Annotated in this window: 29 protein-coding genes; 11 read left to right on the plus strand and 18 right to left on the minus strand. The window is 70.5% G+C overall.

The window, feature by feature from the left end:
- Window positions 1–335 (plus strand): hypothetical protein (locus tag JWR86_RS02335; protein ID WP_299560194.1); only part of this gene is annotated, 335 nt, incomplete at its 5' end.
- 48 nt (window positions 336–383) lie between these two features.
- On the opposite strand, the gene JWR86_RS02340 is transcribed toward JWR86_RS02335, so the two are convergent.
- The 4 genes from JWR86_RS02340 to JWR86_RS02355 are packed head-to-tail and all read right to left on the minus strand — an operon-like array spanning window position 384 to window position 2,774.
- A complete protein-coding gene (locus JWR86_RS02340) occupies window positions 384–611 on the minus strand; it encodes a Trm112 family protein (protein ID WP_299560196.1) in 228 nt (75 codons plus the stop codon).
- 20 nt (window positions 612–631) lie between these two features.
- Window positions 632–1,294, minus strand: a complete 663-nt coding sequence (locus JWR86_RS02345; RefSeq protein ID WP_299560198.1) for an LON peptidase substrate-binding domain-containing protein — start codon at window positions 1,292–1,294, stop codon at window positions 632–634.
- An 18-nt stretch (window positions 1,295–1,312) separates the two neighbouring features.
- The gene (gene trxA, locus JWR86_RS02350) at window positions 1,313–2,209 is read right to left on the minus strand and encodes a thioredoxin (protein ID WP_299560199.1); all 897 of its coding nucleotides are present in this window, start codon (window positions 2,207–2,209) and stop codon (window positions 1,313–1,315) included.
- Window positions 2,210–2,240: 31 nt separating this feature from the next.
- On the minus strand, window positions 2,241–2,774 hold the full coding sequence (locus JWR86_RS02355) for a prolyl-tRNA synthetase associated domain-containing protein (RefSeq protein ID WP_299560200.1): 534 nt from the start codon (window positions 2,772–2,774) through the stop codon (window positions 2,241–2,243).
- Window positions 2,775–2,877: 103 nt separating this feature from the next.
- On the opposite strand from JWR86_RS02355, the gene JWR86_RS02360 reads away from it, so the two are divergent.
- Window positions 2,878–3,279: a hypothetical protein gene (locus JWR86_RS02360; RefSeq protein WP_299560203.1), complete on the plus strand. Its 402-nt coding sequence runs from the start codon at window positions 2,878–2,880 to the stop codon at window positions 3,277–3,279.
- Between the two features lie 10 nt (window positions 3,280–3,289).
- On the opposite strand, the gene JWR86_RS02365 is transcribed toward JWR86_RS02360, so the two are convergent.
- The 4 genes from JWR86_RS02365 to JWR86_RS02380 form a co-directional block, all read right to left on the minus strand.
- Window positions 3,290–3,544: a hypothetical protein gene (locus JWR86_RS02365; RefSeq protein WP_299560206.1), complete on the minus strand. Its 255-nt coding sequence runs from the start codon at window positions 3,542–3,544 to the stop codon at window positions 3,290–3,292.
- A 167-nt stretch (window positions 3,545–3,711) separates the two neighbouring features.
- A complete protein-coding gene (locus JWR86_RS02370; protein ID WP_299560209.1) occupies window positions 3,712–4,683 on the minus strand; it encodes a TIM44-like domain-containing protein in 972 nt (323 codons plus the stop codon).
- Window positions 4,684–4,770: 87 nt separating this feature from the next.
- The gene (locus JWR86_RS02375; protein WP_299560212.1) at window positions 4,771–5,043 is read right to left on the minus strand and encodes a DUF3072 domain-containing protein; all 273 of its coding nucleotides are present in this window, start codon (window positions 5,041–5,043) and stop codon (window positions 4,771–4,773) included.
- 116 nt (window positions 5,044–5,159) lie between these two features.
- Window positions 5,160–6,047, minus strand: coding sequence for a branched-chain amino acid aminotransferase (locus JWR86_RS02380; protein ID WP_299560215.1), 888 nt, complete (start codon window positions 6,045–6,047; stop codon window positions 5,160–5,162).
- 114 nt (window positions 6,048–6,161) lie between these two features.
- Here JWR86_RS02380 and JWR86_RS02385 point away from each other — a divergent pair, with 114 nt between their 5' ends.
- The 3 genes from JWR86_RS02385 to JWR86_RS02395 are packed head-to-tail and all read left to right on the plus strand — an operon-like array spanning window position 6,162 to window position 8,784.
- Window positions 6,162–6,683 carry a MarR family transcriptional regulator gene (locus tag JWR86_RS02385; RefSeq protein WP_299560218.1) on the plus strand — a complete coding sequence of 174 codons (522 nt, stop codon included), beginning with the start codon at window positions 6,162–6,164 and terminating at the stop codon, window positions 6,681–6,683.
- A complete protein-coding gene (locus JWR86_RS02390) occupies window positions 6,680–7,408 on the plus strand; it encodes a response regulator (protein WP_299560220.1) in 729 nt (242 codons plus the stop codon). The genes JWR86_RS02385 and JWR86_RS02390 overlap by 4 nt, the downstream gene beginning before the upstream one ends.
- Window positions 7,408–8,784, plus strand: a complete 1,377-nt coding sequence (locus JWR86_RS02395) for an ATP-binding protein (protein ID WP_299560222.1) — start codon at window positions 7,408–7,410, stop codon at window positions 8,782–8,784. Before JWR86_RS02390 ends, JWR86_RS02395 begins: the two co-directional genes overlap by 1 nt.
- A gap of 12 nt (window positions 8,785–8,796) precedes the next feature.
- Here JWR86_RS02395 and JWR86_RS02400 read toward each other — a convergent pair whose 3' ends face one another.
- Both JWR86_RS02400 and JWR86_RS02405 read right to left on the minus strand, forming a co-directional pair.
- The gene (locus tag JWR86_RS02400) at window positions 8,797–10,119 is read right to left on the minus strand and encodes an aspartate aminotransferase family protein (protein ID WP_299560225.1); all 1,323 of its coding nucleotides are present in this window, start codon (window positions 10,117–10,119) and stop codon (window positions 8,797–8,799) included.
- Between the two features lie 61 nt (window positions 10,120–10,180).
- Complete coding sequence (locus tag JWR86_RS02405) at window positions 10,181–11,230, minus strand: amino acid ABC transporter substrate-binding protein (protein ID WP_299560227.1); 1,050 nt, start codon at window positions 11,228–11,230, stop codon at window positions 10,181–10,183.
- 69 nt (window positions 11,231–11,299) lie between these two features.
- Between JWR86_RS02405 and JWR86_RS02410 the strand changes: the two genes are divergently transcribed.
- Window positions 11,300–12,247, plus strand: coding sequence for a LysR substrate-binding domain-containing protein (locus JWR86_RS02410; RefSeq protein WP_299560229.1), 948 nt, complete (start codon window positions 11,300–11,302; stop codon window positions 12,245–12,247).
- A 15-nt stretch (window positions 12,248–12,262) separates the two neighbouring features.
- Here the strand turns inward: JWR86_RS02410 and JWR86_RS02415 are convergent, their stop codons facing one another.
- On the minus strand, window positions 12,263–12,613 hold the full coding sequence (locus JWR86_RS02415; RefSeq protein WP_299560231.1) for a tRNA-binding protein: 351 nt from the start codon (window positions 12,611–12,613) through the stop codon (window positions 12,263–12,265).
- Between the two features lie 42 nt (window positions 12,614–12,655).
- A complete protein-coding gene (locus JWR86_RS02420; protein ID WP_299560235.1) occupies window positions 12,656–14,140 on the minus strand; it encodes a hypothetical protein in 1,485 nt (494 codons plus the stop codon).
- Between the two features lie 120 nt (window positions 14,141–14,260).
- Here JWR86_RS02420 and ribA point away from each other — a divergent pair, with 120 nt between their 5' ends.
- Window positions 14,261–15,385: a GTP cyclohydrolase II RibA gene (gene ribA / locus JWR86_RS02425; RefSeq protein ID WP_299560238.1), complete on the plus strand. Its 1,125-nt coding sequence runs from the start codon at window positions 14,261–14,263 to the stop codon at window positions 15,383–15,385.
- A gap of 9 nt (window positions 15,386–15,394) precedes the next feature.
- On the opposite strand, the gene JWR86_RS02430 is transcribed toward ribA, so the two are convergent.
- The gene (locus tag JWR86_RS02430; protein ID WP_299560241.1) at window positions 15,395–15,622 is read right to left on the minus strand and encodes a helix-turn-helix transcriptional regulator; all 228 of its coding nucleotides are present in this window, start codon (window positions 15,620–15,622) and stop codon (window positions 15,395–15,397) included.
- Between the two features lie 126 nt (window positions 15,623–15,748).
- On the opposite strand from JWR86_RS02430, the gene ybaL reads away from it, so the two are divergent.
- The gene (gene ybaL / locus JWR86_RS02435) at window positions 15,749–17,599 is read left to right on the plus strand and encodes a YbaL family putative K(+) efflux transporter (RefSeq protein WP_299560244.1); all 1,851 of its coding nucleotides are present in this window, start codon (window positions 15,749–15,751) and stop codon (window positions 17,597–17,599) included.
- On the opposite strand, the gene JWR86_RS02440 is transcribed toward ybaL, so the two are convergent.
- Entirely contained in the window at window positions 17,586–18,329 is a 744-nt protein-coding gene (locus JWR86_RS02440; RefSeq protein WP_299560247.1) for a dienelactone hydrolase family protein, read from the minus strand. The genes ybaL and JWR86_RS02440 overlap by 14 nt on opposite strands.
- A 98-nt stretch (window positions 18,330–18,427) precedes the next feature.
- On the minus strand, window positions 18,428–20,023 hold the full coding sequence (locus JWR86_RS02445) for a gamma-glutamyltransferase (protein WP_299560250.1): 1,596 nt from the start codon (window positions 20,021–20,023) through the stop codon (window positions 18,428–18,430).
- Window positions 20,024–20,090: 67 nt separating this feature from the next.
- On the opposite strand from JWR86_RS02445, the gene JWR86_RS02450 reads away from it, so the two are divergent.
- Entirely contained in the window at window positions 20,091–20,336 is a 246-nt protein-coding gene (locus JWR86_RS02450; RefSeq protein ID WP_299560263.1) for a hypothetical protein, read from the plus strand.
- Between the two features lie 37 nt (window positions 20,337–20,373).
- Here the strand turns inward: JWR86_RS02450 and JWR86_RS02455 are convergent, their stop codons facing one another.
- Together JWR86_RS02455 and JWR86_RS02460 are read right to left on the minus strand one after the other, a co-directional pair.
- Entirely contained in the window at window positions 20,374–21,354 is a 981-nt protein-coding gene (locus JWR86_RS02455; RefSeq protein ID WP_299560253.1) for a TAXI family TRAP transporter solute-binding subunit, read from the minus strand.
- Window positions 21,355–21,466: 112 nt separating this feature from the next.
- Window positions 21,467–23,512, minus strand: coding sequence for a TRAP transporter fused permease subunit (locus tag JWR86_RS02460; RefSeq protein WP_299560256.1), 2,046 nt, complete (start codon window positions 23,510–23,512; stop codon window positions 21,467–21,469).
- Window positions 23,513–23,681: 169 nt separating this feature from the next.
- Here JWR86_RS02460 and JWR86_RS02465 point away from each other — a divergent pair, with 169 nt between their 5' ends.
- Window positions 23,682–25,280 (plus strand): glucan biosynthesis protein, encoded by a 1,599-nt coding sequence (locus JWR86_RS02465; RefSeq protein ID WP_299560259.1) that lies wholly within the window; start codon window positions 23,682–23,684, stop codon window positions 25,278–25,280.
- 83 nt (window positions 25,281–25,363) lie between these two features.
- On the plus strand, window positions 25,364–26,353 hold the full coding sequence (locus tag JWR86_RS02470; RefSeq protein ID WP_299560261.1) for a tripartite tricarboxylate transporter substrate binding protein: 990 nt from the start codon (window positions 25,364–25,366) through the stop codon (window positions 26,351–26,353).
- A 19-nt stretch (window positions 26,354–26,372) separates the two neighbouring features.
- On the opposite strand, the gene JWR86_RS17810 is transcribed toward JWR86_RS02470, so the two are convergent.
- Window positions 26,373–26,447 (minus strand): DUF1674 domain-containing protein (locus JWR86_RS17810; RefSeq protein WP_366914527.1); only part of this gene is annotated, 75 nt, incomplete at its 5' end.

A 26,447-nucleotide genomic window follows, 5' to 3' on the forward strand; every position in this document is an offset into this window, starting at 1 on the left:
CGGGCGGCACCACCACCACCGGCCGCATGGACCGGGGCGGCGGGCCGGACCGGGGCGGGGCGGATCGCGGAGGACGCGGCAGCACGAGCGTCCGGGTCGAGGGTCGCGACCGCGTCGAGAGCCGCGGCTACCACCGGGGTGGCACCGTCCGCACGCGCGTCGACGTCCGGGGCGGCTATGTCCCGCGCCGCAACGTCACCCGCGTCATCGTGCGGGACCGGCCGCGCCACGTCCGTCGCGTGATCGTCCGCGGGCGCGTCTGCACGACCCGGGTGGTGCGTGTGCGCACGGCCTACGGCCCGCGGGTCCGTCAGGTCCGCGTCTGCCGCCGCTGAGGCATCGGGGGGCGCAGCCAGCGCCCCCTTTTTTTGTGTCGCAGCCGCCTAGTCGGTGAGCGGCCGCGCCTCTTCGGGCAGCATGATGGGGATGCCGTCCCGAATCGGATAGGCGAGCCGCGCGCTGCGGCTGATCAGTTCCTGGCCGGCCACGTCGTAATCCAGCCGGCCCTTGGTGAGCGGGCAGACCAGGATCTCGAGCAGCTTCGGGTCGATGCGGGGGGCGCCCGGCCCGGCCGCGGAACCGGGTTCGTGGGTGCTTTGGCTGTCGGACATGGCGGCCTCGGGCGGTACGGTCATTGCAGGGTGGTCTGGGAGCCGGGGTCGGTCTTGGCCAGCTCCATCTCGGTGATGGCGACGAGCGTTTCGGCCCGGCTGCGCAGATCCGGCGCTTCGAGCAGGGCCTGCTTTTCCCGCGGCCCGAACGGGGCCATCATGGACAGCGCATTCACCAGGGCCTCGTTGGGCGCCTTCTCGATGCCGGTCCAATCGATCTTCAGCCCGGTCGCCTCGGTGAACCGCAGCAGCGCGGCCAGCACCGCGTTCCGGTCCACCTCGTTCTCCCCGAGGCGGGGTTTGAAATCGGCCGCATAGGGCGCGAACGTCACGCGGCACTGCCGGAACGGCGTCGTGACCGGCAGTTCCGCCTCGATCGCGAAGCGGGCCACGCCCGCGAGCGAGACGATGTAGCGGCCATCGCCGGTCTCGGCGAACTGCACGAGGCGGCCAACGCAGCCGACCCGGTGCAGGCGCGGTGCCGCGCTGCCCTCCTGGCCCGCCTCCGGCTGCACCATGCCGATCAGGCGCGAGCCCCGCAGGGCCGCATCCACCATCTGCACGTAACGCGGCTCGAAAATGTTCAGCGGCATCTGCCCGCGCGGCAGCAGCAGCGCTCCCGTCAGCGGGAAGACCGGAATGGCGTCGGGAAGATCCTGAGGTCCCTCATAGACGACGTTCATGCCGGGCTCCCCGCGGGGTCAGGCGAACAGAAGCGAGGACAGCCGCTTGCGTCCCGCGACGGTTGCCGGGTCGGTCGGTCCCCAGGCTTCAAAGAGCTGGACGAGCTGCTTGCGGGCGGCGTCGTCGTTCCAGGTGCGGTCGCGCTTCACGATGCTCAGCAGATGCTCGGCCGCCTCCAGCCGATCGCCCCGGCCGTTGAGCCCGAGGGCGAGATCGAACCGGGCTTGGTGGTCCGCAGGATCGGCCGCCACCCTCCGGTCGAGGTCGCCGAGGTCGCCCAGCGCGGCCGCCTGTTCGGCCAGTTCGATCGCGGCCCGCACCGCGGCGATCGCCGCGTGGCCGGCCCCGGCCTCCGGCCCGGAGGCCAGCAGCGCCCGGGCACCCTCGATGTCGCCGCTGTCGAGATGCAGCTTGGCGAGGCCGGCTAGGGCCTCGGCATTGTCGGGCTCCTCGGCCAGCAGCGCGCCATAAAGCTCGGCCGCCCCGGCCGCGTCGCCGGCACCCGCCCGCATCGCGGCCTCGGCCAGCAGTTCGGCCGCCGAACCGGCCGTGGCCGGTCCGCCGAGCCGGTCGACGAAGGCCTTCACCTGGCTCTCGGGCAGCGCGCCCATGAAGCCGTCCACCGGCTGGCCCTGATCGAAGGCGAACACGGCAGGGATGGACTGGACGCCGAGCTGGCCCGCCACCTGCGGGTGCTCGTCGATGTTCATCTTGACGAGCTTGACCTTGCCCTTGGCGGCCCGGACCACCTTCTCGATGATCGGCGTGAGCTGCTTGCAGGGCCCGCACCACGGCGCCCAGAAATCGACCAGCACCGGCTGGTTCATGGACTCCGCGATGACGTCCTGCCGGAACGCAGCCGTGGTCGTGTCCTTGATGAGCCCATCGGGGGGCGCGGCGGTCGCGGCGGGCATCGAGATCCTCTGAACGGTGTCGGACGATCTCTTAAGATGGGTGGCCGCCGGAAGCCATGCAATCGCTGGCTGGCGGCGCCGGCAGCGCGACCACAGCCGGCTCGTGCCCGGTCGAGCGCAGGAAGGCGAGGAGGTCGGCGGGCGACAGGCCGGTCGTCATGGTGTTGACCAGGGGGTGGAAATTGAGCCGCCCGTGCCGCATCAGCTCGGCGTCCAGAATCACCGCGACCCTGCACTCCCGGTCGTTCGCGGCCGCAAAGGGCGTCACCGATCCGGGTTCGACGCCGAGCACCTCGCGCAGCAGCTCTGCCGACCCGAAGGAGAGCCGCCCGGAGGCGCCAATGGCCTCGTGCAGCGTCTTGAGGTCGATCCGGGTGTCGTCCTTGGCGACGACGAGGAACAACCGGCCGCGCCGGTCCTTAAGGAAGAGGTTCTTGCTGTGGGCGCCGGGGATCGCGGCCTTCACGGGCGCCGATTGCGCCACCGTGAAGACCGGCTCGTGCCGGTGCGTCTCGGTCCGGAGCCCGAGCTGGGCGAGGTGGTCGAGGAGATCGGACGGGGTCATCGGGCGGTTGGGCTCGGCGGCTGTTCAGCTTACGGACGGCGCGCTCTCACGCGCGGGCGCGAACCATCCTATATGAGGGCGGCGTTCCAAGCGCAGGATCGACATGGCCGGCATCTCCGTCACACTCGAAGGCAACAACATTCAGCTCGCCTTTGAGAAGAACGACCATACCACCGCGGTCGTGATGGATCCCGGCACGGCGCAATCGCTGATTCTGGCGCTCGGTCAGATGCTGCTCAAAATCGACGCCGATGACGAGCACGACACGGGCGAGGAGGACGACGACGACGAGGGCTACGGGGACGACGAGTTCCTGGACGTGACCTCGCCGTCGATCGACATCGGCACCGACGAGAATGGCCAGGCCGTGGTGGCCTTGCAGGCCGGCCCGCTGCCGCCCTTCGTGCTCCGCCTCAACGACGACGAGGCCCGGCACGTGGCGCAGGGCCTGCTCGACATCCTGGCGTCGCCCCGCGACATTCGGTCGTCGCAGGGCGACCACTGACCAGCCGCCGCTAGAGCTGCATGGGGCTGGTCGGGCGGCCCGGCAGGTAATCGGGCTCCGAACCGGGCCCGGTCGGCTCGCTGATACCCGGATCGTTCACAGGATAGGGCGAGCGCGGCCCGCTCGGGCCCGTGTCGGGCAGTTCGTCCGGCTGGCCGGGCGGGATTTCGGTCGGGATGTTGCCGCCCGGGATCGGCTCGCGATCGGGGTTCGACGGGCGCGGGGCGGGAGACGCCCTCTGCGGAATATGTGGGACGACGTCCATGGGCGGTCTCCAGAGATGGCGGGCTCGGGACACCAACCGGAGGCCGCGGGGCCGGTTCCCCGCTCGCGACCATCGGCACGCGGGCTCCGTGTGCGGCGCGGCGGCGGCGCAAACGAAAACGGCCGGCTTTCGCCGGCCGCCCGTCATCCCAGGATGAGGATGCTGCCTCAGGAGGTCTGCTGGATCGCCGACAGCGTCCAGGGGCCCTGCCCGTCGCGCTGGAACGTCCAGAGCTCGGTCGCTTCCGTCGGGGCCGTCCGGTTGCCCGAGACCACCCGGCCGGAGGCCAGGTCCACATAGGTCTCGACGATCTCGAACCGCATCGCCACGGTGGCGTAGCCCAGTCCCGCCTCGCTCCACGCTTCCGCCAGGTCGCCCTGGAGCAGCTTCGGTTCCGAGATCTCGTTGCGCACGCCGCGAGCCCGGTCCTCGGCCAGGTCCTGCTCGAAATAGCGCACCATCTCGGGCGTCGCGAGCTGGCGCAGCGCGTCGACATCGCCGCGGCCGTAGGAGAGCTGGATCTCGCCCAGCGACCGCTCAAAGGCCTGGAAGTCGCGATCGGTCAGCTCGAGCGGCTGGCGAGCCGGAGCCCGCATCGCCGCGCCGCCGCCGAAGGCGGCCGCGGGCCCCGTTGCCGCCGGCTGGGCGCCGGAATCCAGCGTCTGCCGGGCGTAGGGCGCGCCCGCGCCTGCCATGGCCGGCTCGGACCGGCGACGGAAGAAGCGGATCGCGAGCCAGACGAGGCCGCCGATCAGCGCCACCTGCAGCAGGAGGCCCAGCATGGAGGCGAGGCCGCCGAGGCCGCCCATGAAGCCGCCGCCGAACAGCATGCCGAGAAGGCCCGCGCCCAGCAGGCCCGCCATCATGCCGCCGCCGAAGCCGAGGCCGCGGCTTGGGGCCGCCGCGGCCGCCGCCGGCATGCCCGGGCGGGTCGCGCCCATGTTCGGCGCCTCGGTGCGCTGCATCGGAGCCGCGGTCGGCGCGGTGCTGGTGGCCGGAGGAGCGGAATGGGTCTGGCTGCCTCGCGAGCCCATGCCGCCACCCTTGCCGGCCCGCGCCTCGACCTGAGGCGCCGCCAGCGCAGAGACGAGCCCGGCGAGGAGCGCCGCCCGAAACCATGCACTTGGACGTCTGGTCATGTGAAACCCTGGTTTGGGGGGCCCATCCCCCGCTTGCACGAATATGGTGCAAGGGTGCCCCGACCTCAAGACATGACTGAGAGAGCGTTAGCGCGCCGTTTCTGCCTTCAGCTCGTCGATCCGCCGGGACGCTTCCGCCTTCTCGAGCCCGGGCTCGAACGCGTCGGGATCGTGCGCCTGTTCTGAAAGCGTTTTCAGATAGGAGGCCTGGGCGCCGGTCATGGGCTCATGCCCGGTGACCCAATCGTCGGGATCCTTGATGCGGTTCGAATTCGCGCCGTCCGGCGCCAGCTTGGGATTGCTCTCCTGGCTGTCCGCCTCAGGGGAGCGGTCGCGGGCTGCGCTGCTGTTGGTGGCCATGCTGGTCTCGCGTGTTCATGAAACGTTCTCGCGAGAACGCGGCTCGCGGGTGGACGGTTCCCCCCGCGAGCCGCATCGGATCGGGTTGGCGAGGCCGGCGCTCGGCCGGCCCCTTCTCAGGCCGCGCGGGCCCGCGGGCGGACGGCGGCCGCGTAATCCTCGACCAGGGTGCGGGAGATGTTGCCGGGCGTGAAGCGATGCGGGCCGATCTCGCTGACCGGGGTCACCTCGGCGCCGGTGCCGCAGATGAAGCACTCGTTGAAGCTCGGCAGCTCGTCCGGCAGGATCCGGCGTTCCACCACGTCCATGCCGCGGGCCTGGGCGAGGTCGATCACCGTGCGCCGGGTGATGCCGTCCAGGAAGCAATCGGCGATGGGCGTGTGCAGCGCGCCGTCCTGCGTGAAGAACACGTTGGCGCCGGTGCATTCCGCCACCCGGCCCTGCCAGTCGAGCATCAGGGCGTCGGCATAGCCCTTGCGCTCGGCCGCGTGCTTGGACAGCGTCGCGATCATGTACAGGCCGGCCGCCTTGGCGGCGCTCGGGGCCGTGCGCGGGTCGGGTCGGCGCCACTCGGCCATGTCGAGCCGGATGCCCTTCATCTTGGTCGCCATGTCGAACATGGAGGGCCAGGGCCACACGCCGATGGCGACGTGCACGGTCGCGTTCTGGGCCGCCACCGCCATCATCTCGGAGCCGCGCCAGGCCACCGGCCGGACATACACGTTGGGGTCGCCGTTCTTCTCGACGCAGAGCGCCTTGGCGGCGTCGAGTTCCGCGACGGAATAGGGGATCTCGAAGTCCATGAGCTGGCCCGAGCGGCGGAACCGCTCCGAATGCTCGGTCGACTTGAAGATCACGCCCTCATAGGCGCGCTCACCCTCAAACACGGAGGAGGCGTAATGCAGCCCGTGCGAGAGCACGTGCAGCTTGGCCTCGCGCCAGGGCACGAGTTCCCCGTCGAACCAGATCCATCCATCGCGCTGGTCGAAAGGCAGGGCGCTCATCAGCTCTCCTCCGGGAGGTCCGCCGGCTCGCGGGTTGCCCGTCTCGCGGCGTCGGTTGACGGCTAGCCGGCACCCTGGAATATGTCAATAAAGCTGACATATCTGCGAGGAGCCGTGTCGGAACCGTCCTGGGCGGCGACAGCGAGCGAGGCGGCCACGCGAGAGCCGGCCGCCCCGGCCTACGAGCTGATCGAGCTGTTCTTCTTCGCCTATCGCGATTTCGTCGCCGACGCCGACCGGGTGCTGGGCGAGTTCGGCTTCGGGCGAGCCCACCACCGGGTGCTGCACTTCGTGGCCCGCCGGCCCGGGCTTCCGGTCGCCGATCTGCTGGACGTGTTGCAGATCACCAAGCAGAGCCTGAACCGGGTGCTGAAGGAGTTGATCGGCACCGGCTACGTGCGCCAGCGGGCCGGCACCGCCGATCGCCGGCAGCGCCTTCTCTTCCCGACCGAGGAGGGCCGGGAACTCGCCGCCCGCCTGGCCCGGCTGCAGACGCGCCGGATCCGCCGCGCCCTGGCGGCCGGCCCGGCCGACGAGAGCGAGGCCGCCGTGCGGCGCTTTCTGCTCGGCATGATCGACGGCGGCGACCCGACCGGGATGCGCCCGCTCGCCAGCGGTGGTAATCCGAGCGAATGAGCGCGCCTCGAGCCGAGCCGCCGGACCACGCGCCCCACGTGCTCGTCGTCGACGACGACCGGCGGCTGCGCGAGCTCCTGTCCCGCTTTCTGGGTGAACGGGGCTACCGCGTGACCACGGCGGCCAGCGCTCCCGAGGCCAGGGCCAAGTCCGAGAGCGTGGTCTTCGACCTGATCATCCTGGACGTCATGATGCCGGGCGAGACAGGGCTCGACTTCATGCGGCGGCTCAGGGCCGAAGGCTCGCGCATCCCGATCCTGATGCTGACCGCGCAGGCCGAGCCGAGCGACCGCATCCGGGGCCTCGAGATCGGGGCCGACGACTACCTGTCGAAGCCTTTCGAGCCCCGCGAGCTGATCCTGCGGCTGGCCAACATCCTGCGCCGCGTGGTGCAGCCCGAACCCGAGACGAAGGCGGTGCCGGAGGAGATCCGCTTTGGCCCCTTCGCCTTCCGGTTCGACAGGGGCGAGCTGCGCCGCGGCGGGGAGGTGATCCGCATCACCGAGCGCGAGCGGGAAATTCTGGCCACGCTTGGCGGGCGCGCCGGCGGCGAGGTGTCCCGGGAGGAGCTGGCCGGCGGCGGGCCGGGCGGCTCCGGCATCGGCGACCGGGCCGTGGACGTGCAGATGAACCGGCTCCGCCGCAAGATCGAGCTCGACCCGGCCAACCCGTCCTTCCTCCAGACCGTCAGGGGCATCGGCTACCGGCTGGTGGTCGATCCCTGATGGGGCCCCGCGCCCTGGCGGCAACTCCGCCCGTGCGGCTCCTGCGCAGCGTGATCAAGCTGGTCGGGCGGCGCATCGCCGCGGCCCTGCCCAAGGGGCTCTATGCCCGCTCCCTGATCATCATCATCGCACCCGTGGTGCTGCTCCAGTCGGTCGTCGCCTACGTGTTCATGGAGCGGCACTGGCAGCTCGTGACGCAGCGCCTCTCGGCCGCCGTGACGTCCGACATCGCTGCCCTGATCGACATCTACGAGAGCTACCCGCAGGACGCGAATTCCGAGACCCTGTCGCGGATCGCGGCCGAACGGCTCGTGCTGGACGTGGAGATCCGCAAAGGCGACACCCTGCCGCCGGCCGGCCCCAAGCCCTTCTTCTCGCTGCTCGACGAAGCGCTGTCCGAGGAGATCCGGCGGCAGGTCCGCCGCCCGTTCTGGATCGACACGGTGGGGCGCTCCAACCTCATCGAGATCCGCATCCAGATCAACGACGGCGTGATGCGGATCATGGCCCGCCGCAGCATGGCCTATGCGTCGAACTCGCACATCTTCCTGGTCTGGATGGTGGGCACCTCGCTGGTGCTGCTCTCGGTCGCGATCCTGCTGCTCCGCAACCAGATCCGGCCCATCCTGAAACTGGCCGCGGCGGCGGAGGATTTCGGCCGCGGCCGCGAGATCGAGTTCAGGCCACGCGGCGCCCGCGAGGTGCGTCAGGCCGGGCATGCCTTCATCGAGATGAAGCGCCGCATCGAGCGCACGGTGGAGAGCCGCACCACCATGCTCAACGGCGTGAGCCACGATCTCCGCACCATCCTGACCCGGTTCCGGCTCTCGCTGGCGCTGATCGGCGAGACCGCCGAGACCGAGGACCTCCGGCGCGACATCGACGAGATGGGCCGCATGCTGGAGGGCTACCTGGCCTTCGCGCGCGGCGATTCGGGCGAGAGCGCCGCCCCAGCCGACCTGCGCACGCTGCTGGCCGAGCTCAAGGCCGATGCCGAGCGCTCGGGCCACCAATGCACCGTGGAGATCGTCGGCGACACGGAGATCACGGCCCGGGTCGACGCCTTCCGGCGCCTTCTCTTCAACCTCGTGTCCAATGCCGCCCGGCACGGCGACCGCATCGCGATCTCGGCCAACCACGAGACGCGCTGGCTGGTGATCCATGTCGACGACGACGGGCCGGGCATCCCGGCCGACAAGCGTGACGAGGTGTTCAAGCCCTTCGTGCGCCTCGACGAGGCCCGCAACCAGGACGAAGGCGGGTCCGGGCTCGGGCTCGCCATTGCGCGCGACATCGCCCGCTCGCATGGGGGCGACATCATCCTGTCGGACGGCCCCCTCGGGGGGCTTCGAGCGACCGTCCGGCTGCCGGCCTGACCGGCCGCGGCTTCAGGCGGCCTTGCGGGCCGAGAGCTCGTCCAGGCTCGCCCGCAGCGCGCGGTCCAGAATGTCGGTCGCCCGGTCGATCTCGTCGTGGGACACGGTGAGCGGCGGCGCGATGCGCCACACCGAGCCGCGCTCGGGACGGCGCCGGATGTTCATGCTGAGGCCCATCTCGAAGCATTTCTGCGTGGTCAGGGCGCCGAGGCCGTGCGCGGGCTTGCGGGATTCCCGGTCCTCGACCAGTTCCACACCCATCAGGAGGCCGAGCCCCCGCACGTCGCCGATCACGTCGTAGCGCTGCTGCAACTCCTCGAAGCGGCCGCGCAGATACGCGCCCATCTCGTTGGCGCGGGCGACCAGGTTCTCGTCGGCGATGACCTTCAGCACCGCCAGGCCGACCTCGGCCGGCAGCGGGTCCGAGACATGGCTCGTGTAGAAGGCGAAGTGCTTGCTGTGGATGTCTTCTTCGATCTTGGCCGTGGTCGCGACGGCGGCCAGCGGCAGGCCGCCGCCCAGCGTCTTCGACATGGTCATGATGTCCGGCACGACGCCGAAATGCTCCGAGCCCGTCTTCTTGCCGATGCGGCCGAAAGCCGTCTGAGCCTCGTCGAAGATCAGCAGCATGTTGCGGTCGTCCGCGGCCTTGCGGAGCGCCTGCAGGAAGGAGCGCGGCGGAACCAGCACGCCGCCCGCGCTGATCACCGGCTCGACGATGATCGCCGCGCCACGCCCGGTGGACTGCATGTCGAACAATTTCAGGGCCATCTCGAGCCCGACCAGGGCCGAGTCCTCCTCGGACAATCCCTTGATGTAGGGCCGGTAGCTGTTCGGCTCGGGGATCACGAACACACCCGGGGCCGGCACTCCGTAGCCCTTGCGGTCGCTCGCCATGGAGACGGAGCTCGCACCGCTCGTGATGCCGTGCCACGACCCGCCCAGCGCCAGGATCTCGTAGCCGCCGGTGTACATCTTGGCCATGCGGAGGGCGACTTCGCTCGCCTCCGAACCCGTGTTGACGAAGATGGTCTTCCGCAGGTCGCCCGGCAGCCAGTCCTGGGCCAGGGTCCGGGCGAGTTCGGCCACGACCTCGGGGATCATGCCGCTGAAGAAGTGGAAGGCCTTTTGGCCGGCCCGGTTCACCGCCTCGACGATGGCCGGGTGGTTGTGGCCGATGGTGGCGCACATCTGCCCGGACGTGAAATCCAGATATTCGCGCCCGTCGCTGTCCTTGACCACCGTGCCCTTGGCGGAGGTGAACAGGTTCGGAAACGTGTCCCCGCCGTAGCGGACGAGGTATTCCTGGGCGGCGTCGCGCAGATCCTGGCTCATGGGACGGTCCTGTAGGTGATGCGCCGGCGATCGGCGGTCCGGGTGGGGAGTGAGCCGGAGCTCACCGCACCGGCGGCGTGATCAGATAGCCGCCGTCCTTCCAGAGGCGGTTGACCCCGCGGGCGAGGCCGATGGGCGTGATGTTGCGCTCGTAGCTCTCGGCGTAATTGCCGACCTGCTCGACGATCTGCACCGCCCAATCCTTGTTCAGGCCGAGCATGGGCCCGAAATTGTCGATTCGGCCGGTGAAGCGCTGGACGTTGGGATCCGCGCTGGTCTCCATCAGGCTGCGGATGTTTTTCGAGCTGAGCCCGATCTCCTCGGCCTCCACCATGGCGAAGAAGCTCCAGCGGACCACGTTGGCCCACTGGTCGTCGCCGCTGCGGACGGCGGGCGAGAGCGGCTCCTTGGTGATGATCTCGGGCAGGATGGCGTGGGCGGCCGGTTCCGCCATCTGCGAGCGGACAGCCGTGAGCTGCGATTGGTCGCTCGTCAGCGCGTCGCAGCGATTGCCGAGATAGGCCTGCGCCACGGCGTCCGCATCCGCAAAGGCCACCGCCTCGTATTTCATGCCGCGGCTGTTGAAGTAATCCGCCAGCGTCTTCTCGGTCGAGGTGCCCTGGATCACGCAGACGGAGGCGCCCTTCAGGTCGTTGACCGATTTCAGGTTGGAGCTGGTCTTCACCATGAAGGCCTGGCCGTCGTAGAAATTCGCGCCCACAAAGTTGATGCCGAGCTGAGCGTTGCGGGTCAGCGTCCAGGTGGCATTGCGGGCCAGCATGTCGATTTCGCCGGTCTGCAGGGCCGTGAAGCGGTCCTTGGCGCTCAGCGGCACGTATTGCACCTTGCGGGCATCGCCGAACACGGCGGCGGCCACCGCCCGGCAGACATCCACGTCGAGCCCCTGCCAGGTGCCGTCCCGGCTCGGGAAGGAGAAGCCGGCAAGGCCAGGATTGACCCCGCAGCGGACGCTGCCCTTGCTTTTCACGCTCGCCAGGGTCTGGCCGGCCCCGGCCGGCTGGGCGGAGCCGGGGGTCGCCGCGCCGACAAGCAGGCCGGCTCCGAGCAGGAACGCGGCACCCTGGCGCAGGCTGAACGAACCGTGGAACATGGGAGCTCCTTGCTTTGGCGTCCGACTTGCCTCGGGCCGAGGGCAGTTCAGGCGTAACCAGGGGTGCCGATGGGCGCCAACGCGAAAATCTCAGCACCCGATGAGCCCCAGTCACCGGCTCGCGGGGTCCGCTCGGCCCTGCCGCCCCTGCGGGCCCTGCTCGCGTTCGAGGCCGCGGCCCGGCACGGCAGCTTCCGGCAGGGTGCCGAGGAGCTCGGCGTCACGCCGTCGGCCGTGAGCCATCACGTGCAGCAGCTCGAGGCGTTTCTGGGCGTGGAGCTGTTCCAGCGGCATGCCGGGCGGGCCGTGCTCACCCATGCGGGCCAGACCTATGCCCAGGAGATCGAGCGCGCCCTGGGCATCATCTCCGGCGCCACCGGCCTCGTAGCGCCGCAGGCCCGGACGGGCCGTCTCGTTATCGCGTCCGGCCCGAGCTTCGCGGCGAAGTGGCTGCAGCCGCGGCTGCCCGAGTTCCTCCGCGCCCATCCGGGGGCCAGGATCCGGCTGTCCACGCTGTCCGGCCGGGCCGAACTCGAGAGCGCCCGCTTCGACATCGCCATTGCCTATGGGCGCCCGCCGGACACGGTGGAGCATGTCGAGCCGTTGCTCGTGGAGCGGCTGCGGCCGCTCTGCAGCCCGGCCTTCGCGGCGAGCGCGAACCTGCGCCACCCGGTCGATCTGAGGCGCGCCACGCTGATCCATTCGGTCAACGCCCTGACCTGGACGGAGTACCTGCGCGGGTTCGGCCAGGCCGACCTTCAGCCCGCGAACGAGCTCTGGCTCGACCGCTCGACCATGGCGATCGAGGCCGCCGTCAGCGGGCTCGGCGTGGTGCTGGAAAGCGAGATCCTGGCCGCCGAGGAGTTGCGCGACGGGCGGCTCGTGGCGCCGTTCGGCACCGAGTTCCAGGTGGAGACGACGTCCTACTACCTGGTGCGGTCCGGCAGCTACCGGAGCGGGCCCTATGGCCGGCTGTTCGAGAGCTGGCTGCGCGAAGCCGCCCGGACGCCAGCCTGAACCGGCCGCGTCGCCTCAATACATGCGGCCGCCGAGCGGGACCTCCCGGTCGGGGCCGATCAGCATCACCTCGCCGTCCTGGTCCGGCACGCCGAGGGTCAGCACCTCCGACATCATCGGGCCGATCTGGCGCGGCGGGAAGTTGACCACGCACAAGACCAGCCGGCCCGGCAGGTCCTCGAGGCGGTGGTTGCGGGTGATCTGCGCCGACGAGCGCTTGGTGCCGATCTCGGGTCCGAGGTCGATGGTGAGCCGGAAGGCGGGCTTGCGGGCCTCCGGAAACGGCTCCGCGGCAACCACCCGCCCGACCCGGATGTCCACCCGCATGAAATCGTCGAAGGCGATTCGCCCTGAGGGACCTGCCATGGTCAAACCCGTCGTCCTGCCGCGCTCGGCCGCGCGCCTCGCTTACGAGCCCGGACGAGCCGAGGGAAGTGCAGCCGGGACTGGGCTGGCCCGGCCGAACACGGTCGCGACCGGATCACCATGCAGCAGCAGCCACCCGGGGGCACCCGTCAGATGGCGGGCTTCCCGCCCGTCCGTCCGGACCAGAGCCCAGGTGACGCGGTGGCGATCGAGGATCGCCAGGAACGGGCCGGTCTCGGAGTGCCTGACCGCGCGGTCGAGGCCGGAAATGAAGCCGCCCAGATAGAGCTGGTCGGTGCGCCCGTCGATAAAGGTCGGGACGCCCTCGGCCATGAGGAAGCCGCCGAAATCGTAGTCGTTGTAGACCGGGCCGGTCAGGCCGGCGCTCCGGGCGGAGGCCAGGGCCGCAGCCGGGGTCACGCTGGCGGAGGGCGCGACCTCCCGGCCCGCCGCGAGCCCAGACGCCAGCGCCGCGACGGCCAGGCTGCCGAGGGCGCCGCACCAGCCAGGGAAGCGCGCGCCGGGCCTGTCCGGCTCCGGCCCGAGACCGGGAAAGCGTCGCAGGAGTGGCCCGGCCGCCAACACTGGGGCCACCAGCGCAAACAGGTCGAGGAAGCGCGTGTGGCGCAGCATCATGGCGGTCAGCATGGCGAGGGCCGCAAGCCGGACCGCGTTGCGGCCGGGTTCCAGGGCAAGACCCAGCGCCAGCAGCGCCGACAGGCCCAACGCCGCGAGGCCGATCCCGTCAAAGGCGAGCGGCTGCCACTCGGTCACGAAGGGCAGGGATTCGCCCGAGCCGAAGATCGTCAAGGTGACGACCATGCTGTGCAGCCCATAGGGCGACACGCAGCCGGCACCGAGCGCGCCGAGGCCGAACAGGCACCAGCGCCCGGCGAGATCGAGCCGCCTGCCGGGCGCCGCGCCGAGCAGCGCATCCGCCCCCAGGAGGGCCGCCAACGGATAGGCGATCGTGAAACTGCCGTGCAGGTTGGCCCAGAGGACGAGGACCCCGAGAAGCCACGGCGAGGGCGCCTCTCGCCGCTCGGCGGCCGCCGACAGCTCGATGGCCCAGACCAGCAGCAGCGGCAGGGCGAGAACATGCGGTCTCGCCAGGGCGTGCGGAGCCAGGAACAGGACCGAGAGCAGGGTCAGGCCGAGCGCCAGGCTCCAGCGCAGCCGCCGTGCGAGCCAGCGGAACAGGAGCGCGACCGTGACCGCCAGGGCGGCCGCCGACAGGGCGACCACGCCCCACCAGCCGGCAGCGGCCCGGGCACCGAAGAGCAGGAGCTGCGACAGCCATTCCTTGGCGATCCAGCGCGTGCCCGCGACCGTGTGGCTGTAGGTATCGGTCCAGGGCACGGCACCGTCGCGCCAGATGCGGGCCCCGAGGGCGATGTGCCAATGGGTGTCGGGATCTCCGAGCATGCGGTCGGCCAGCAGCATCAGGCCGGCGAAGACCGCAGCCCCGACCAGGAGCGGCCCGGCCGTGATGGCGCCCTGCGCCCGGGATGTGAAGGTGCCGGCCATTCCGACTCGCAAAGCCGGAGCTTCCGCCGACCGGGTTGCGTTTCCCTTTATGTGCGATTGCCGGGCCGGCGGGGGCCCTGGCCGTTGCGTCGGCGCGCCGGGCCATCATATCACCCAGCCATGCGACTGACGCTCGGCCTCTCCGAAAGCCCCGACCGCACGGCGGTCGAACGCGCCGTGGCGGAGCTCCGCATGGCCCGGCCCGTGCTGCTTGATGGGCCGGAGGGCGCGGCCCTGGTCCAGGGAATCGAGGACCTCACGGCCGCCCATGCGGCCCAGCTCGATGCCGTGGCGGCCGGTCGTGCCCGGCTCGTCCTCCCGGCTGCGCGGCTTGTCCGGCTCGGGCTGGACCGGAGCGGCAACGGGGCCGTGGCCCTGCCCCGCGTCGACCCGGAGCGGATCGGCACGCTCGCCTTCATGATCGATGCCCGCATCGACGCGCCGGTTGCGCCGGCCGCGCCGGTGGATGAGGACGCCCTGGAACTGGCCCGGCTCGCCCTGGCGTTGCCCGCCGTGATCGTGATTCCGCTCGGCCGCTCCATCGAGGTCGACGCCTCCGTGCTGCGCGTTCCGGCGGCGGCGGTGCGGGCCTACCGGGCCTCCCGGGTGCGGGATCTCAGGATCGTCGGGCGGGCGCCGGTGCCGCTTGAGGGCGCGCCCGAGACGGAGTTCGTGGTGTTCCGCGGCGGGGAAGGGCTGCGGGACCAGATCGCCGTGGTGGTCGGCCGGCCCGATCGTGACGAGCCCGTCACCGTGCGGCTGCATTCCGCCTGCCTCACGGGTGACCTGTTCGGCTCCCTGAAATGCGATTGCGGCGACCAGCTCCGCACCAGCGTGCGCTTCATGGCCGAGACCGGCGGCGGCGTGTTGCTCTACCTGGACCAGGAAGGTCGCGGCAACGGCATCGCGAACAAGATCAGGGCCTACAAGCTGCAGTCGCAGGGCTACGACACCTACGATGCCGACGAGATGCTGGGCTTCGGCCCGGACCAGCGCCGCTTTGATTTCGCGGCCCGCATGCTGGAGGAACTCGGCATCCGGCGCGTCAACCTGATCACCAACAACCCGGACAAGCTCGAAGCTCTGCGCCGCGCCGGCATCGAGGTGGTGACGCATCGGCGTGCGCCCGGCCGGGCCACACCCGAGAATGTCAGCTACCTGACCGCCAAGCGCGACCGTTTCGGTCACCTCATCGAGCTCGACTCCGGGCCGGGGCCGGGCGGCCGCCTGCGCGGCGACGGCTAGGCCGAGCCGTTACAGCCCCCTGAGCCGCAGGCCGCGGCCGATGCCGTCCGGCTCCAGAAAGACGGCGCCCGCGCCCTCGAAGGCGGAGACGATCTGTTGCGCCGAGGCGGCCTGCAGCTCGTGCCGCTCTTTCTCGAAATCCCGCACGGTGGACCGCGACACCTCCGCCCGTTCGGCCAGCTCCTCCTGGGTCCAGTCGAGAAGCCCACGGGCGGCGCGGCATTGCGCCGGGGTCAACAGAGATTGTGTAGGCCGTCGGTCGGGCAGAGACTTGTCCTCTCACGAACCTCAACCATATTGGTTGAGACCTAGCGGGTTCTTCACCGATCTCCATCTAGGATGCGGGCTGCCGGACGGGAAGAGATGCACCACACCTCGCTGATCGCAACCATCGTGGCCGGTCTCGGCCTCGCCTTTGTGTTCGGCGTGCTGGCCCAGCGGGTCCGACTGTCGCCGCTCGTGGGCTATCTGGTGGCCGGCATCCTGATCGGTCCCTTCACCCCCGGCTATGTGGCCGACCAGGAACTCGCGCCCCAGCTCGCCGAGATCGGCGTGATCCTGCTGATGTTCGGCGTCGGTCTCCATTTCTCCCTGTCCGACCTCCTGGCTGTGCGGGCGATCGCCATCCCGGGGGCGGTCGGCCAGATGGGCTTCGCAACCCTGATGGGCATGGGGCTCGCCTGGATGCTGGGCTGGTCGATGGGGGCCGGCCTCGTCTTCGGCCTCGCGCTCTCGGTCGCATCCACCGTGGTGCTGCTGCGGGCGCTCCAGGAGCGACGCCTGATCGAGACCGAGAAGGGCCGCATCGCGGTCGGCTGGCTCATCGTCGAGGACCTCGCGATGGTGCTGGCCCTCGTGCTCCTGCCGGCCATCGCGGGGCTGCTCGGGGGCCGCACGGATGGGGGGGCGGCCGGCGCCAGCGTCGGCGGGCTGGTGGCCTGGATCAACCCGCAGACCGTCTGGGGCGTGCTGGGCGTCACCGTGCTCAAGGTCGCGGGCTTCGTCGTCGCCATGCTGGTGATCGGCCGCCGGGTCATTCCCTGGATCCTGCACTACGTCGCCCATTCGGGCTCGCGCGAGCTGTTCCGGCTCTCGGTCCTGGCGATCGCGCTCGGCTGCGCCTTCGGAGCGGCCGAGCTGTTCGGCGTGTCCTTCGCGCTCGGCGCCTTCTTCGCCGGCATGATCCTCGCGGAATCGCCACTCAGCCACCAGGCCGCCCAGGAGACGCTGCCGCTGCGGGACGCCTTCGCGGTGCTGTTCTTCGTCTCGGTCGGGATGCTGTTCGACCCCACCATCCTGGTGCGGGAATTCGGTCCCGTCCTGGCCACGGTCGGCATCATCGTGATCGGCAAGTCATTGGCCGCGCTGGCCATCGTGCGGGCCTTCGGCCATCCGCTCTCGACGGCGCTGACCATCTCGGCGAGCCTCGCCCAGATCGGCGAGTTCTCCTTCATCCTGGCGACGCTCGGCATCGGGCTCGGGCTGCTGCCGGAAGCGGGCCGGGACCTCATCCTGGCCGGCGCCCTGATCTCGATCGTGCTGAACCCGCTCTGCTTCTGGGCCATCGACCGCTGGGCGCCGCGGGCCATCGACCCGGCTCCGGGCCGGGACGGACCGGGCGGCACCGTGGCCGAGGCCGACGAGTCGAGCCTGCCCCGGACGGAGCTGTCCGGCCACACGGTCTTGGTCGGTCACGGGCGGGTCGGCAGCCTGGTGGCACGCTCGCTCCGCGAAGCCGGAACCCCGTTTCTGGTGATCGAGGAACGCGAGGGTGCCGCCGAGCGGCTGCGCCAGGAGGGCATCGAGGTGATCCCGGGCTCGGCCGGCGACCGCGGCCTGCTGGAAGCCGCCAATCTGGAAGGGGCCCGCTGGCTCATCAGCGCCATCCCGAACCCGTTCGAGGCGTCCAACCTGATCGAGGCCGGCCGCGCCGCGAACCCGGAGCTCCGCATCGTGGCCCGGGCCCATTCGGACGCGGAGGTGGAGCACCTGCGCCGCTACGGGGCGGATTACATCGTGGTCGGCGAGCGCGAGATCGCCCGCGGCATGGCGGCCTATGTCTCCGGGGCGGCCGGGGACGACGTCATGCCGCCCCCCTCCTCGCTACCCGACCCGCGGCGGCCCGAACCGCCCTCGACCCTGCGCGAGCTCGATTCCTCGAGCGAGCCAGACCCGGCCGAGCCGGAGCTCCCGAGGCCCATCACTCCGCCTTGATGCGATCAGCCGGCACGGCCGCGCCCTTGGCGCCGAGATGCCGCCCGAGGAAGCTGGCCACCCGGGTCGCCGAATCGAGCTGTGCCGCACCCGTGAAGCCGTGCCCCTGGTCCGGATAGAGCTGGATCTCGTGCGGCGTGCCGAGCCGCTTCAGCAGGGTCTCGATGGCCCGGGCATGCTCCACGCCCACGATGGGGTCACGCTCGCCATGCAGCACCAGCGTCGGCGGGAGCCGCTTGATGCGGCCCGGCATGCCCTCGAGCAGCGGGCCGAAATACGCGACCAGCGCCTTCACGCGGGGGTCGGCCGCCGCGACGTCGAGGCCGAGCGCCGCCCCGAGTGACACGCCCACAAGTCCGACGCGCTCGGCATCCACCCCCGGGCGGCCGGCCAGCCAGCTCACGCCATCGGCGATCGTGCTGCGCCATTTGGGAAAGTCCTGCCGGAGCCGAGCATAGCTGACCCGGCGATCGCCGGTCCGGTCAAGATAGTGGACAAAGCCGACCGAGAACCCCGACCCGGCCAGCACGCGCGCGGCCAACCGGTAGCCCTCGCCATAGGTCAGGCCGTCCGCCCCGTGCAGGAGCAGAACCGCGGGCCCGGGCGTCTGGCCCGCCGCCGCGAACCACTCGGCCACGATCTTGCCCCCGCCCGAGGTGAAGCTCAGGCTCTCCTGCGCGGCCAGCTGTGAGGCCGGCCATAATCCCGCGGCTACCGCTCCAAACGCCATCTGCCGTCGATCCACTGCTGTGATCCCGTGAGACAGCGTTGGAGGTGGGGACCGGGTGCGGCGCTGCAAGCCGGTCGACTTGCGGCACGTCGTCGGGGCTACAGCCCCTCCGCGCCGCCATCGGAGCGCGGATCATGCGTGGCCTCGACGCGGCCGTCGCGCGGGTGCTTCACCAGCATGCCGGCATGGCCGAGCCCGTCGGAATAGGCCTGGCCGACCTCCTCCACGTCGTGGCCGAGCCGGACCAGGCCCTCCAGGATGCCGGGATCGAAGCGGCTTTCCACCTTCAGCGTGGTCGAGGAGGACCCCCAGGTGCGGCCGAGCAGCCAGCGCGGCGCGTCCACGGCCTGGGCCAGCCCTTCTCCGAGATCGGCATAGCGGGTGTAGAGCTGAGCCTGGAATTGCGGCTGGCCGTCGCCGCCCATGGCCCCGTAGCTGAGGACACGGCCATCGTCGAAGGCCGCCAGCGCCGGGTTCAGGGTGTGGAACGGCCGCCGCCCGGGCCGGAGCGGATTCACGCTCGCCGGATCGAGCGAGAACGAGGCGCCGCGATTCTGCATGACGATGCCGGTGCGGGGCAGCACGCAGCCGGAACCCCACTCCCAGTACAGCGACTGGATGTAGGAGACCGCGAGCCCCGAGGCGTCGATCGCTCCCATCCAGACCGTGTCACCGTCGCCCGGCGGCAGGGGAAAGGGCGCGGCCCGCGTCATGGAGATGGCGGCCGCCTCGCGCTCGAACCGCTCGGCAGTCAAAAAGCTCGCGGGGTCGTGCCGGAGTTCGCGGAAGTCGGTCACCACGCGGTCACGGATCCGGAAGGCGCGCTTGGTGGCCTCGATCAGCCCGTGATGGTGCCGCACGCTTTCCGGGCCCGTGATCCCGAGCCGCTCGTAGATGCCCAGAATGAGGAGCGCGGCGAGGCCCTGGGTCGGCGGCGCCTTGTTGTACAGCGTGGCCGCCCGGACCCTTGCCTGAAGCGGCTCCCGAGCCACGGCCCGGAATGCCTCGTAATCGGCCCGGGTGACGGGCGCATAGATGGCCTCGAGATCGGCCGCGATCTCGCGCGCCACGTCGCCGCGGTAGAAATCGTCGAGCCCGGCGGCGGCAAGCTGGCCGAGGGTGTCGGCGAGAGCCGGGTTCCGGCGGACATCACCGGCTTTCGGCGGCTTACCGTCGAAGCCGAACGTCTCCGCGAAGCCCGGGGCCGCCCAGAGCGCGGGGCCCTCGTTGGGAACGGTGCGAAGCTCCGAGGCGGAGACGGGACATCCCTCCCGGGCATAGCGGATCGCCTCGCTGAGCAGATCGGACAGGGGGGTGCGGCCGCCCAGGCTCTTGGCGTAATCGAGGGCCAGCGCCCAGCCGCCCACGGCGCCGGCCACCGTCAGCGCCGCCTCCGGGCCCCGGAACGGGATCGCATCGTAGCCGAGCGTGCGGTAGCGCTCCGGCGTCGCCAGCGCCCCGGCCGGGCCGCAGGCCTCGATGGCCCGCACTCTCCCGCCCGGCTCGCGCACCACCCAAAAGGCGTCGCCCCCGATCGCGTTCATGTGCGGGTAGACGACCGCGATGGTGGCCGCCATCGCCACCATCGCCTCGATCGCATTGCCCCCGAGCGCCAGGACGTTGCGGCCGGACAGGGCGGCGGCCCGGTGCGGCGCCGCGACCGCTGCCGTGCTGAAGGTCGGGGTGTCGATCATCGAGGGCGCTCACCTGTGGGACGTGGGTCTTGTTGCACGTCGCGTCCCGTTCACGGTAGACGGCGCCATGGAGCAGCGCGTCGCGACAGCAAAACGCCGGCCCGGGTCGTCGCCCTGGCTGACGATGATCAGCCTGATGGTGCTGATCGGCATCGAAGTCTTCGCCGTCGCCCTGGCGGGCGGCTGGGCGATCGCCGGGCTGTTCGAGCTCGGCGACTATGTCGGCTACGGGCTGATGTTCGGCTTCGGCCTGATCGCCTGCTGGCTGATGGTGCAGCTCTGGCGCAAGGCGGCCACCCGCAGCGAGGGCTGAGGCCGCCCCGCCCGGGACGGCCTGCGGGCGGCCCCCGCTACCCCTTGACCCCCTGCTCCTTGAAGTAGCGCAACGCGCCGGGGTGGAACGGGATCGAGGACCGGTCCTGCACCTGGTTGTCGATGCTGAACGCCTCCGCCTCCTTGTGCACGGCGACGAGGTCGGCCTTCTTCTCCAGCAGCACCTTGACGATCTTGTAGGCGTCGTCGTCCGACATCTTGTCGCCCGTGACCAGGATGTTCCAGACCTCGGTGTTCTTGTTGTCGGCCGTGGTGCCCGGATAAACGCCCTTGGCGATGGTTGAGGGTGAGTAGAGCTTGCCGTACTTGGCATTCATCTTCTCGGCCATGTCGGCATGGTCGATCAGCTTCATCTTGACGCCTGGAGTCGCGCCGAGATCCGTGACGGCCGCGGTCGGGATGCCGCCGACCCAGAAGAACGCGTCGATCTTGCGGTCCTTGATGGCGTTCACGCTCTCGGCCACCGAGAGCCGCTCGCGCTTCATGTCCTTGTCCTTGTCGAGCCCCGCGGCCTCGATCACCCGGAAGGCCATCACCTCGGTGGCCGAGCCCGGCGAGCCGGTGGAGACGCGCTTGCCCTTGAGGTCCGACATCTTGTCGATGCCCGTGCCCTCGACCGTCACCACGTGCATGCGGTTCGGGTAGAGGACCAGCAAGGTCCGCAGCGCCACCTTGCCGGACTTGAACTTGTCCTGGCCGTTGGCGGCGTCGAGCGCGGCGTCGGCCATGGTGAAGGCGATCTCGCTCTGGCCCGAGGCGATCAGCTTGAGGTTGTCGACCGAGCCCCCGGTGACCTCGGCCGTCGCCTGCACACCGGGCAGGTGTTTCGACAGCACGCTCGCGACGGCCCCGCCGAGCGGATAATAGACCCCGCCCGTGCCGCCGGTGCCGATCGCGTAGGTCTTCTGCTGGGCGAAGGCCGGGACTCCGCCCAGTCCCAGGGCCGCCACGCCGGCCCCGAATCCTAGGTTGAAACCTCGGCGGGTGATCTGGTCCATGCTGCTCCTCCCAGGCTGCCGCACGGTTCCGGCAGCATCGTTCCGCCAAGTTTAGGCAGGGGGGAACGGACCGACAACTCCGCCGCAATGCGACTTTCGCGTCGGCCCGCAACTATGCGGGAACGGCGGCCGCTCGCCGCGTCTGCCAGGCCAGCACCGCCGCCCCAAGCAGCACGCCCGGGATCCAGAGATGCGCCAGATCCTGGCCCAGGATGGTCTCGAACAGCACCTCGAACAGGCTCGGAAAGACGAGAAGCAGCCCGGCGACCCCGAGCGCCCAACGCTCCGGCCCGGTCGCGCGCCGCAGCGCCCAGCCCTGTGCGGCGGCGGCGAGCGCGGCGAGACCGAGCGTCGTCTTCAGCGTCACCCAGATCACCGACCACCAGGATCCGTCCTTCGGAATCTTGAGGAGCAGGCCGACGCCGTCCGGATCGAGCACGAAGACAAAGGGCACGAGAAAGGCCGGCAGCGTGTATTTCCAGCTCTGCAGCGTGGTCGCGTAGGGGTCCCCGCCCGTGATGGCGGCGGCCGCGAAGGGCGACAGCGCGGTTGGTGGCGAGACCTCCGACAGCACGGCGTAGTAGAAGATGAACATGTGGGCCGCGTAATCCGGCACACCGAGCTGGATCAGGGCCGGGGCCGCGATCACCGCGCAGATGATGTAGGAGGCCGTCACCGGCACGGCGAGGCCGATGATCCACACGATCAGCGAGGTGTAGACCGCCGTCAGGAACAGGCTGCCGCCCGCATAGGCGATCACGATCGACGAGAATTTCAGGCCGAGCCCGGTCAGGGTCACAACCCCGACCACGATGCCGGCGGACGCGCAGGTGGTGGCCGCATTGAGCACGCCGACGGAGCCATCCGCCAGCGCCCGGCCCAGCTTGGCCGGCACGAGCGCCGTTTCCGGCCGCAGAAAGGACAGGGCAAAGGTGACAGCGACGGCGTAGAACACCGACAGCTGGGGCGAGAAGCCCCAGACCATGAACCCCACCACGGCCACCAGCGACAGGAAGTGGAAGCCGTAGCGGCGCAGCATCTGCGCGATGGTCAGCTCCTGATCGTACTCGACAGCCTTGGCGCCGAAGCGCTTGGCGTCGAACTCGACCATCAAGAGCAGCGACAGGTAGTAGAGGACGGTCGGGATGGTCGCCATCCAGATCACGTCGAGATACGAGATCTTCAGGAACTCGGCGATCAGGAAGGCGGCGGCGCCGAGCACGGGCGGCGACAGGATCGCCCCGAGCCCGCCGGCCGCAAGCAGTCCGCCGGCCGCGTTGGCCGTGAACCCGGCCCGCTTCATCATCGGATAGGCCACCGTGCCGATCATCACGGTGGTGGCGACGCCCGAGCCCGAGGGGCCGCCGAGGAGGAACGACGACAGCACCACCGTGCGGCCGGGCGCGTTCGGTCGCCCCCGCATCAGCGCCAGCGAGAAGTCGATGAAGAACTTGCCGGCGCCCGACTGCGCCAGGAAGGCGCCATAGATCGTGAACAGCACGATCAGCGTGGCCGAGACATCCACCGCGACGCCGAAGATGCCCTCCAGCGTGATGAAGAGGTGACCGACGAGGCGCGGCAGGTCGTAGCCGCGATGCGTCCAGGGCGCCGGCAGATGCGGGCCGAGCATCGCGTAGGCGATGAAGCAGAGGGCGACGACCGGCATGATGAGCCCGGTGGTCCGCCGTGTCGCCTCCAGCAGGATGGCGATGAACACGAGCCCGAGCACGACGTCGAGCCGGTCCGGCCCCGTGGCCCGGTCGGTGAAGTCCTCACCGCCCCACAGTGCGTAGCCCACGATGCCGACCGCCACGAGGCCGACCACCACGTCCCACCACTTGATCGCGTTGCGGAACCGCGCGGCGGCCGGGAACAGCAGGAAGGACAGCAGCAGCACGAACCCGACATGGGTGTAGCGCAGCTCCTGCGTGGGCACGATGGCGTAGGCGGCGTAGAGGTGGAACACGCTCATGGCGACGGCCAGCGCCATGGCGATGCGGCCGCCCCACCCGTCCAGCCGGTTGGTCGCCCCCTCTTCCGCCTCGATAAAGGATTCGGCCTTGCGCAGGGCCTCGGTGGAGACCTCCGCCGGCTCCTTCAGCCCGGGCTCCTGCTCGGCTCTCGCCCCAGGGGGCGTTCCGGATCCTACCTCGACCATGCCGCCCTCCTGCCGACCGCGATCCGGGCCTCGCCGCTCGCGGCGGGGTAGCACGACCGCCGCGCGGGCGCGTTGCGACGATTGACGTAGACGGTCTGGCTTCCTACCTCCGCGGCTCAGCCGGCGCGGCCCGGCGCTCGGACGCGTCACCCGCATGCCGAACCGGCCCATGATCGACCGACGACATCTTCTCCGGTCCGCCGCCGCCGCGACGGCCGGCCTTGCGGCCTCCGGCTTCGCCCCGCCCGCCCTCGCCTCAGCCGGCCTGACCTACGGGGCTCCCACGCCCTTCTCGTTCGACGCGCTCAAGGAACGGGTGCGCCGCATGGGGAAGGAGGCCTACACTGCGCCGCAGCCGGCCCGGCCCGACGTGCTGCACCGGCTCGATTACGACCAGCACGGCCAGATCAAGTTCAAGACCGATCTCGCCCTCTGGGCCGAGGGGCCGAGCCCCTTTCCGGTGACCTTCTTCCATCTCGGCCGCTACTTCCAGAAGCCGGTCCGGATGCACGTGGTCGACATGGGCCAGGCCCGCGAGATCCTCTACGAGGATCACTATTTCGACATGCCGGCGACCTCTCCGGCGCGCGAGCTGGGCAAGACCACGGGCTTCGCCGGGTTCCGCTTCCAGGAGCGGCGGGACGGCAAGCTGGACTGGCGCAACAACGACTGGGTCGCCTTTCTGGGCGCCTCCTATTTCCGGGCGATCGGCGAGAACTTCCAATACGGGCTGTCCGCCCGGGGGCTCGCCGTGAACACGGTCGTGCACGACGTGCCGGAGGAATTCCCGGACTTCACCCAGGTCTGGTTCGAAACGCCGGCCCAGGGCGGCGACACGGTCACCGTGTACGCGCTCATGGACGGACCGTCGGTGGCGGGCGCCTACCGGTTCATGATGCGGCGCGACAACAAGGTCGTGATCGACGTGGATTCGTTCTTGATGCTGCGGCGCGACGTCACCCGCCTCGGCATTGCGCCGCTCACCTCCATGTTCTGGTATTCGGAAACGGCCAAGCCGACCATGATCGACTGGCGGCCCGAGATCCACGATTCGGACGGGCTCGCCATGTGGACGGGCGCCGGAGAGCGCATCTGGCGGCCGCTCAACAACCCGCCGCGCAGCCAGGTCTCGGCCTTCTCGGACGCCACGCCCCGCGGCTTCGGCCTGCTGCAGCGCGACCGCAGCTTCGACCACTACCTGGACGGGGTCTTCTACGACCGCCGGCCCTCGCTGTGGATTGAACCCCGGGGCGATTGGGGCCGCGGCACCGTGCAGCTTGTCGAAAACCCGACCGACGACGAGATCCACGACAACATCGTGGCCATGTGGGTTCCGTCCGAGCCCGCCCGGGCCGGCCAGGACCTGTCCTATTCCTACCGGACCGTCTGGGCGGCCGAAGAGCCCGACCCGACGCCGCTCGCCCGCTGTGTCGCGACCCGGCTCGGCAATGGCGGCGCACCCGGCACCGCGCGTCCCCGCGGCGTGCGCAAGTTCATGCTGGAATTCCTGGGCGGGCCGCTGAAGGATCTCCCGGTGGGCCTGCGGCCCGAGCCGGTCCTCACCGCCTCGCGCGGCAGCTTCTCCTATATCCGGACCGAGGCGGTGCCGAACGACGTGCCGGGCCACTGGCGCGTGCAGTTCGACCTTGCGGCGGAGGGCCGTGAGCCGGTCGAGCTGCGCTGTTACCTGAAGGGTGGCTCCGGGGCGGCGGGCGGCCCGGCCGTGCTCAGCGAGACCTGGCTCTACCAGTACCACCCCGACCGCTGAGGGAGCTCGGGGCCCGGCCGTTTGCGGCTCCGCCCCCTCTTGCTAGGCTCCGCGCCGCGAGGCGACAGGGAGTTGCAAGACCAATGACCCACAGCACCATCACGCGCCGCACGGCGCTGGCGGCCGGAGCGGCCGCCCTGGCCGCCCCCGCCTTCGCCCAGGGCGGCGCCTGGCCGGGTCGGGGAACCGTGAAGATCATCGTGCCCTATCCGGCCGGCGGCTCGACGGACGTCCTGACCCGCATCATCGGCGAGCGGCTCAGGGACAAGCTCGGCGGCACCTGGGTGATCGAGAACCGGCCGGGAGCGGGCGGCAATGTCGGCATCGATGCCGTCGCGAAGAGCGATCCGGACGGCTACACGATCGGCTCGGCCACGGTCGGCCACTTCGCCATCAACCAGTATCTCTACGGCAAGATGTCCTATGACGCGGACCGCGACCTCGCGCCCGTGTCCATGACCTGGGAATTGCCCAACGTGGCCGTGGTGCCGAGCGAGCACGTCCCGGCCAAGACGATGGCCGAGTTCATCAATTGGGCGAAGGCCCGGCCGGACGGGATCTTCTACGGGAGCCCCGGCGTCGGCACCACGCCGCATCTGTCCGGGGCGCTGTTCTGCGTGCGCAACGGCATCAGGGGCACGCATGTGCCGTTTCGCGGCGCCTCGGCCACCATCCCGGCCATGCTCAAGGGCGACGTGCAATTCGCGATCGACAACCTCGCCTCCTACACCAGCATCATCGAGGGCGGGCAGATGCGGGCCCTGGCCATGACCTCGCCGACCCGCTGGCCGACCCTGCCGGCCGTTCCGACCATGGCGGAGGCCGGGATGAACAATTTCGTGGTCACCTCATGGGCCGCCTTCGTGCTGCCCAAGGCGACGCCGCGCGACATCGTCGATCGGCTCTCGGCGGCCCTGCGCGACGTCTCGGCCGACCGCTCGGTCCAGGAGCGCTTCCAGATCGCCGGCGCGCGCTCGCTCGGCTCCACCCCGGAGGAGGTCACGGCCCTGTCCCACAAGGAGCGGCCGATGTGGCAGGAGATGGTCAAGGTCTCGGGCGCGAAGCTCGAGTGAGGGGCCCGCTTCGGCCGGCTCAGAAATCCACCGCCCGCCCGCCGATCTCCCAATCGGCGTAGCGGACCGGGTCCAGGCCTCCGCGGCCGCCGCG

The organism is Enterovirga sp. (assembly GCF_028290205.1).
GTDB lineage: Bacteria > Pseudomonadota > Alphaproteobacteria > Rhizobiales > Beijerinckiaceae > Enterovirga.

Coding starts and splice junctions, on each gene's coding strand:
- JWR86_RS02400 (WP_299560225.1), bottom strand. CDS start 10,119: ATGAGCCAGGATCTGCGCGACGCCGCCCAGGAATACCTCGTCCGCTAC.
- JWR86_RS02370 (WP_299560209.1), bottom strand. CDS start 4,683: ATGACCAGACGTCCAAGTGCATGGTTTCGGGCGGCGCTCCTCGCCGGG.
- JWR86_RS02355 (WP_299560200.1), bottom strand. CDS start 2,774: ATGACCCCGTCCGATCTCCTCGACCACCTCGCCCAGCTCGGGCTCCGG.
- JWR86_RS02470 (WP_299560261.1), top strand. CDS start 25,364: ATGACCCACAGCACCATCACGCGCCGCACGGCGCTGGCGGCCGGAGCG.
- JWR86_RS02415 (WP_299560231.1), bottom strand. CDS start 12,613: ATGGCAGGTCCCTCAGGGCGAATCGCCTTCGACGATTTCATGCGGGTG.
- JWR86_RS02420 (WP_299560235.1), bottom strand. CDS start 14,140: ATGGCCGGCACCTTCACATCCCGGGCGCAGGGCGCCATCACGGCCGGG.
- JWR86_RS02345 (WP_299560198.1), bottom strand. CDS start 1,294: ATGAACGTCGTCTATGAGGGACCTCAGGATCTTCCCGACGCCATTCCG.
- JWR86_RS02360 (WP_299560203.1), top strand. CDS start 2,878: ATGGCCGGCATCTCCGTCACACTCGAAGGCAACAACATTCAGCTCGCC.
- JWR86_RS02365 (WP_299560206.1), bottom strand. CDS start 3,544: ATGGACGTCGTCCCACATATTCCGCAGAGGGCGTCTCCCGCCCCGCGC.
- ribA (WP_299560238.1), top strand. CDS start 14,261: ATGCGACTGACGCTCGGCCTCTCCGAAAGCCCCGACCGCACGGCGGTC.
- JWR86_RS02450 (WP_299560263.1), top strand. CDS start 20,091: ATGGAGCAGCGCGTCGCGACAGCAAAACGCCGGCCCGGGTCGTCGCCC.
- JWR86_RS02460 (WP_299560256.1), bottom strand. CDS start 23,512: ATGGTCGAGGTAGGATCCGGAACGCCCCCTGGGGCGAGAGCCGAGCAG.
- JWR86_RS02455 (WP_299560253.1), bottom strand. CDS start 21,354: ATGGACCAGATCACCCGCCGAGGTTTCAACCTAGGATTCGGGGCCGGC.
- JWR86_RS02465 (WP_299560259.1), top strand. CDS start 23,682: ATGATCGACCGACGACATCTTCTCCGGTCCGCCGCCGCCGCGACGGCC.
- JWR86_RS02405 (WP_299560227.1), bottom strand. CDS start 11,230: ATGTTCCACGGTTCGTTCAGCCTGCGCCAGGGTGCCGCGTTCCTGCTC.
- JWR86_RS02390 (WP_299560220.1), top strand. CDS start 6,680: ATGAGCGCGCCTCGAGCCGAGCCGCCGGACCACGCGCCCCACGTGCTC.
- trxA (WP_299560199.1), bottom strand. CDS start 2,209: ATGCCCGCCGCGACCGCCGCGCCCCCCGATGGGCTCATCAAGGACACG.
- JWR86_RS02375 (WP_299560212.1), bottom strand. CDS start 5,043: ATGGCCACCAACAGCAGCGCAGCCCGCGACCGCTCCCCTGAGGCGGAC.
- JWR86_RS02410 (WP_299560229.1), top strand. CDS start 11,300: ATGGGCGCCAACGCGAAAATCTCAGCACCCGATGAGCCCCAGTCACCG.
- JWR86_RS02380 (WP_299560215.1), bottom strand. CDS start 6,047: ATGAGCGCCCTGCCTTTCGACCAGCGCGATGGATGGATCTGGTTCGAC.
- JWR86_RS02440 (WP_299560247.1), bottom strand. CDS start 18,329: ATGGCGTTTGGAGCGGTAGCCGCGGGATTATGGCCGGCCTCACAGCTG.
- JWR86_RS02395 (WP_299560222.1), top strand. CDS start 7,408: ATGGGGCCCCGCGCCCTGGCGGCAACTCCGCCCGTGCGGCTCCTGCGC.
- JWR86_RS02445 (WP_299560250.1), bottom strand. CDS start 20,023: ATGATCGACACCCCGACCTTCAGCACGGCAGCGGTCGCGGCGCCGCAC.
- ybaL (WP_299560244.1), top strand. CDS start 15,749: ATGCACCACACCTCGCTGATCGCAACCATCGTGGCCGGTCTCGGCCTC.
- JWR86_RS02340 (WP_299560196.1), bottom strand. CDS start 611: ATGTCCGACAGCCAAAGCACCCACGAACCCGGTTCCGCGGCCGGGCCG.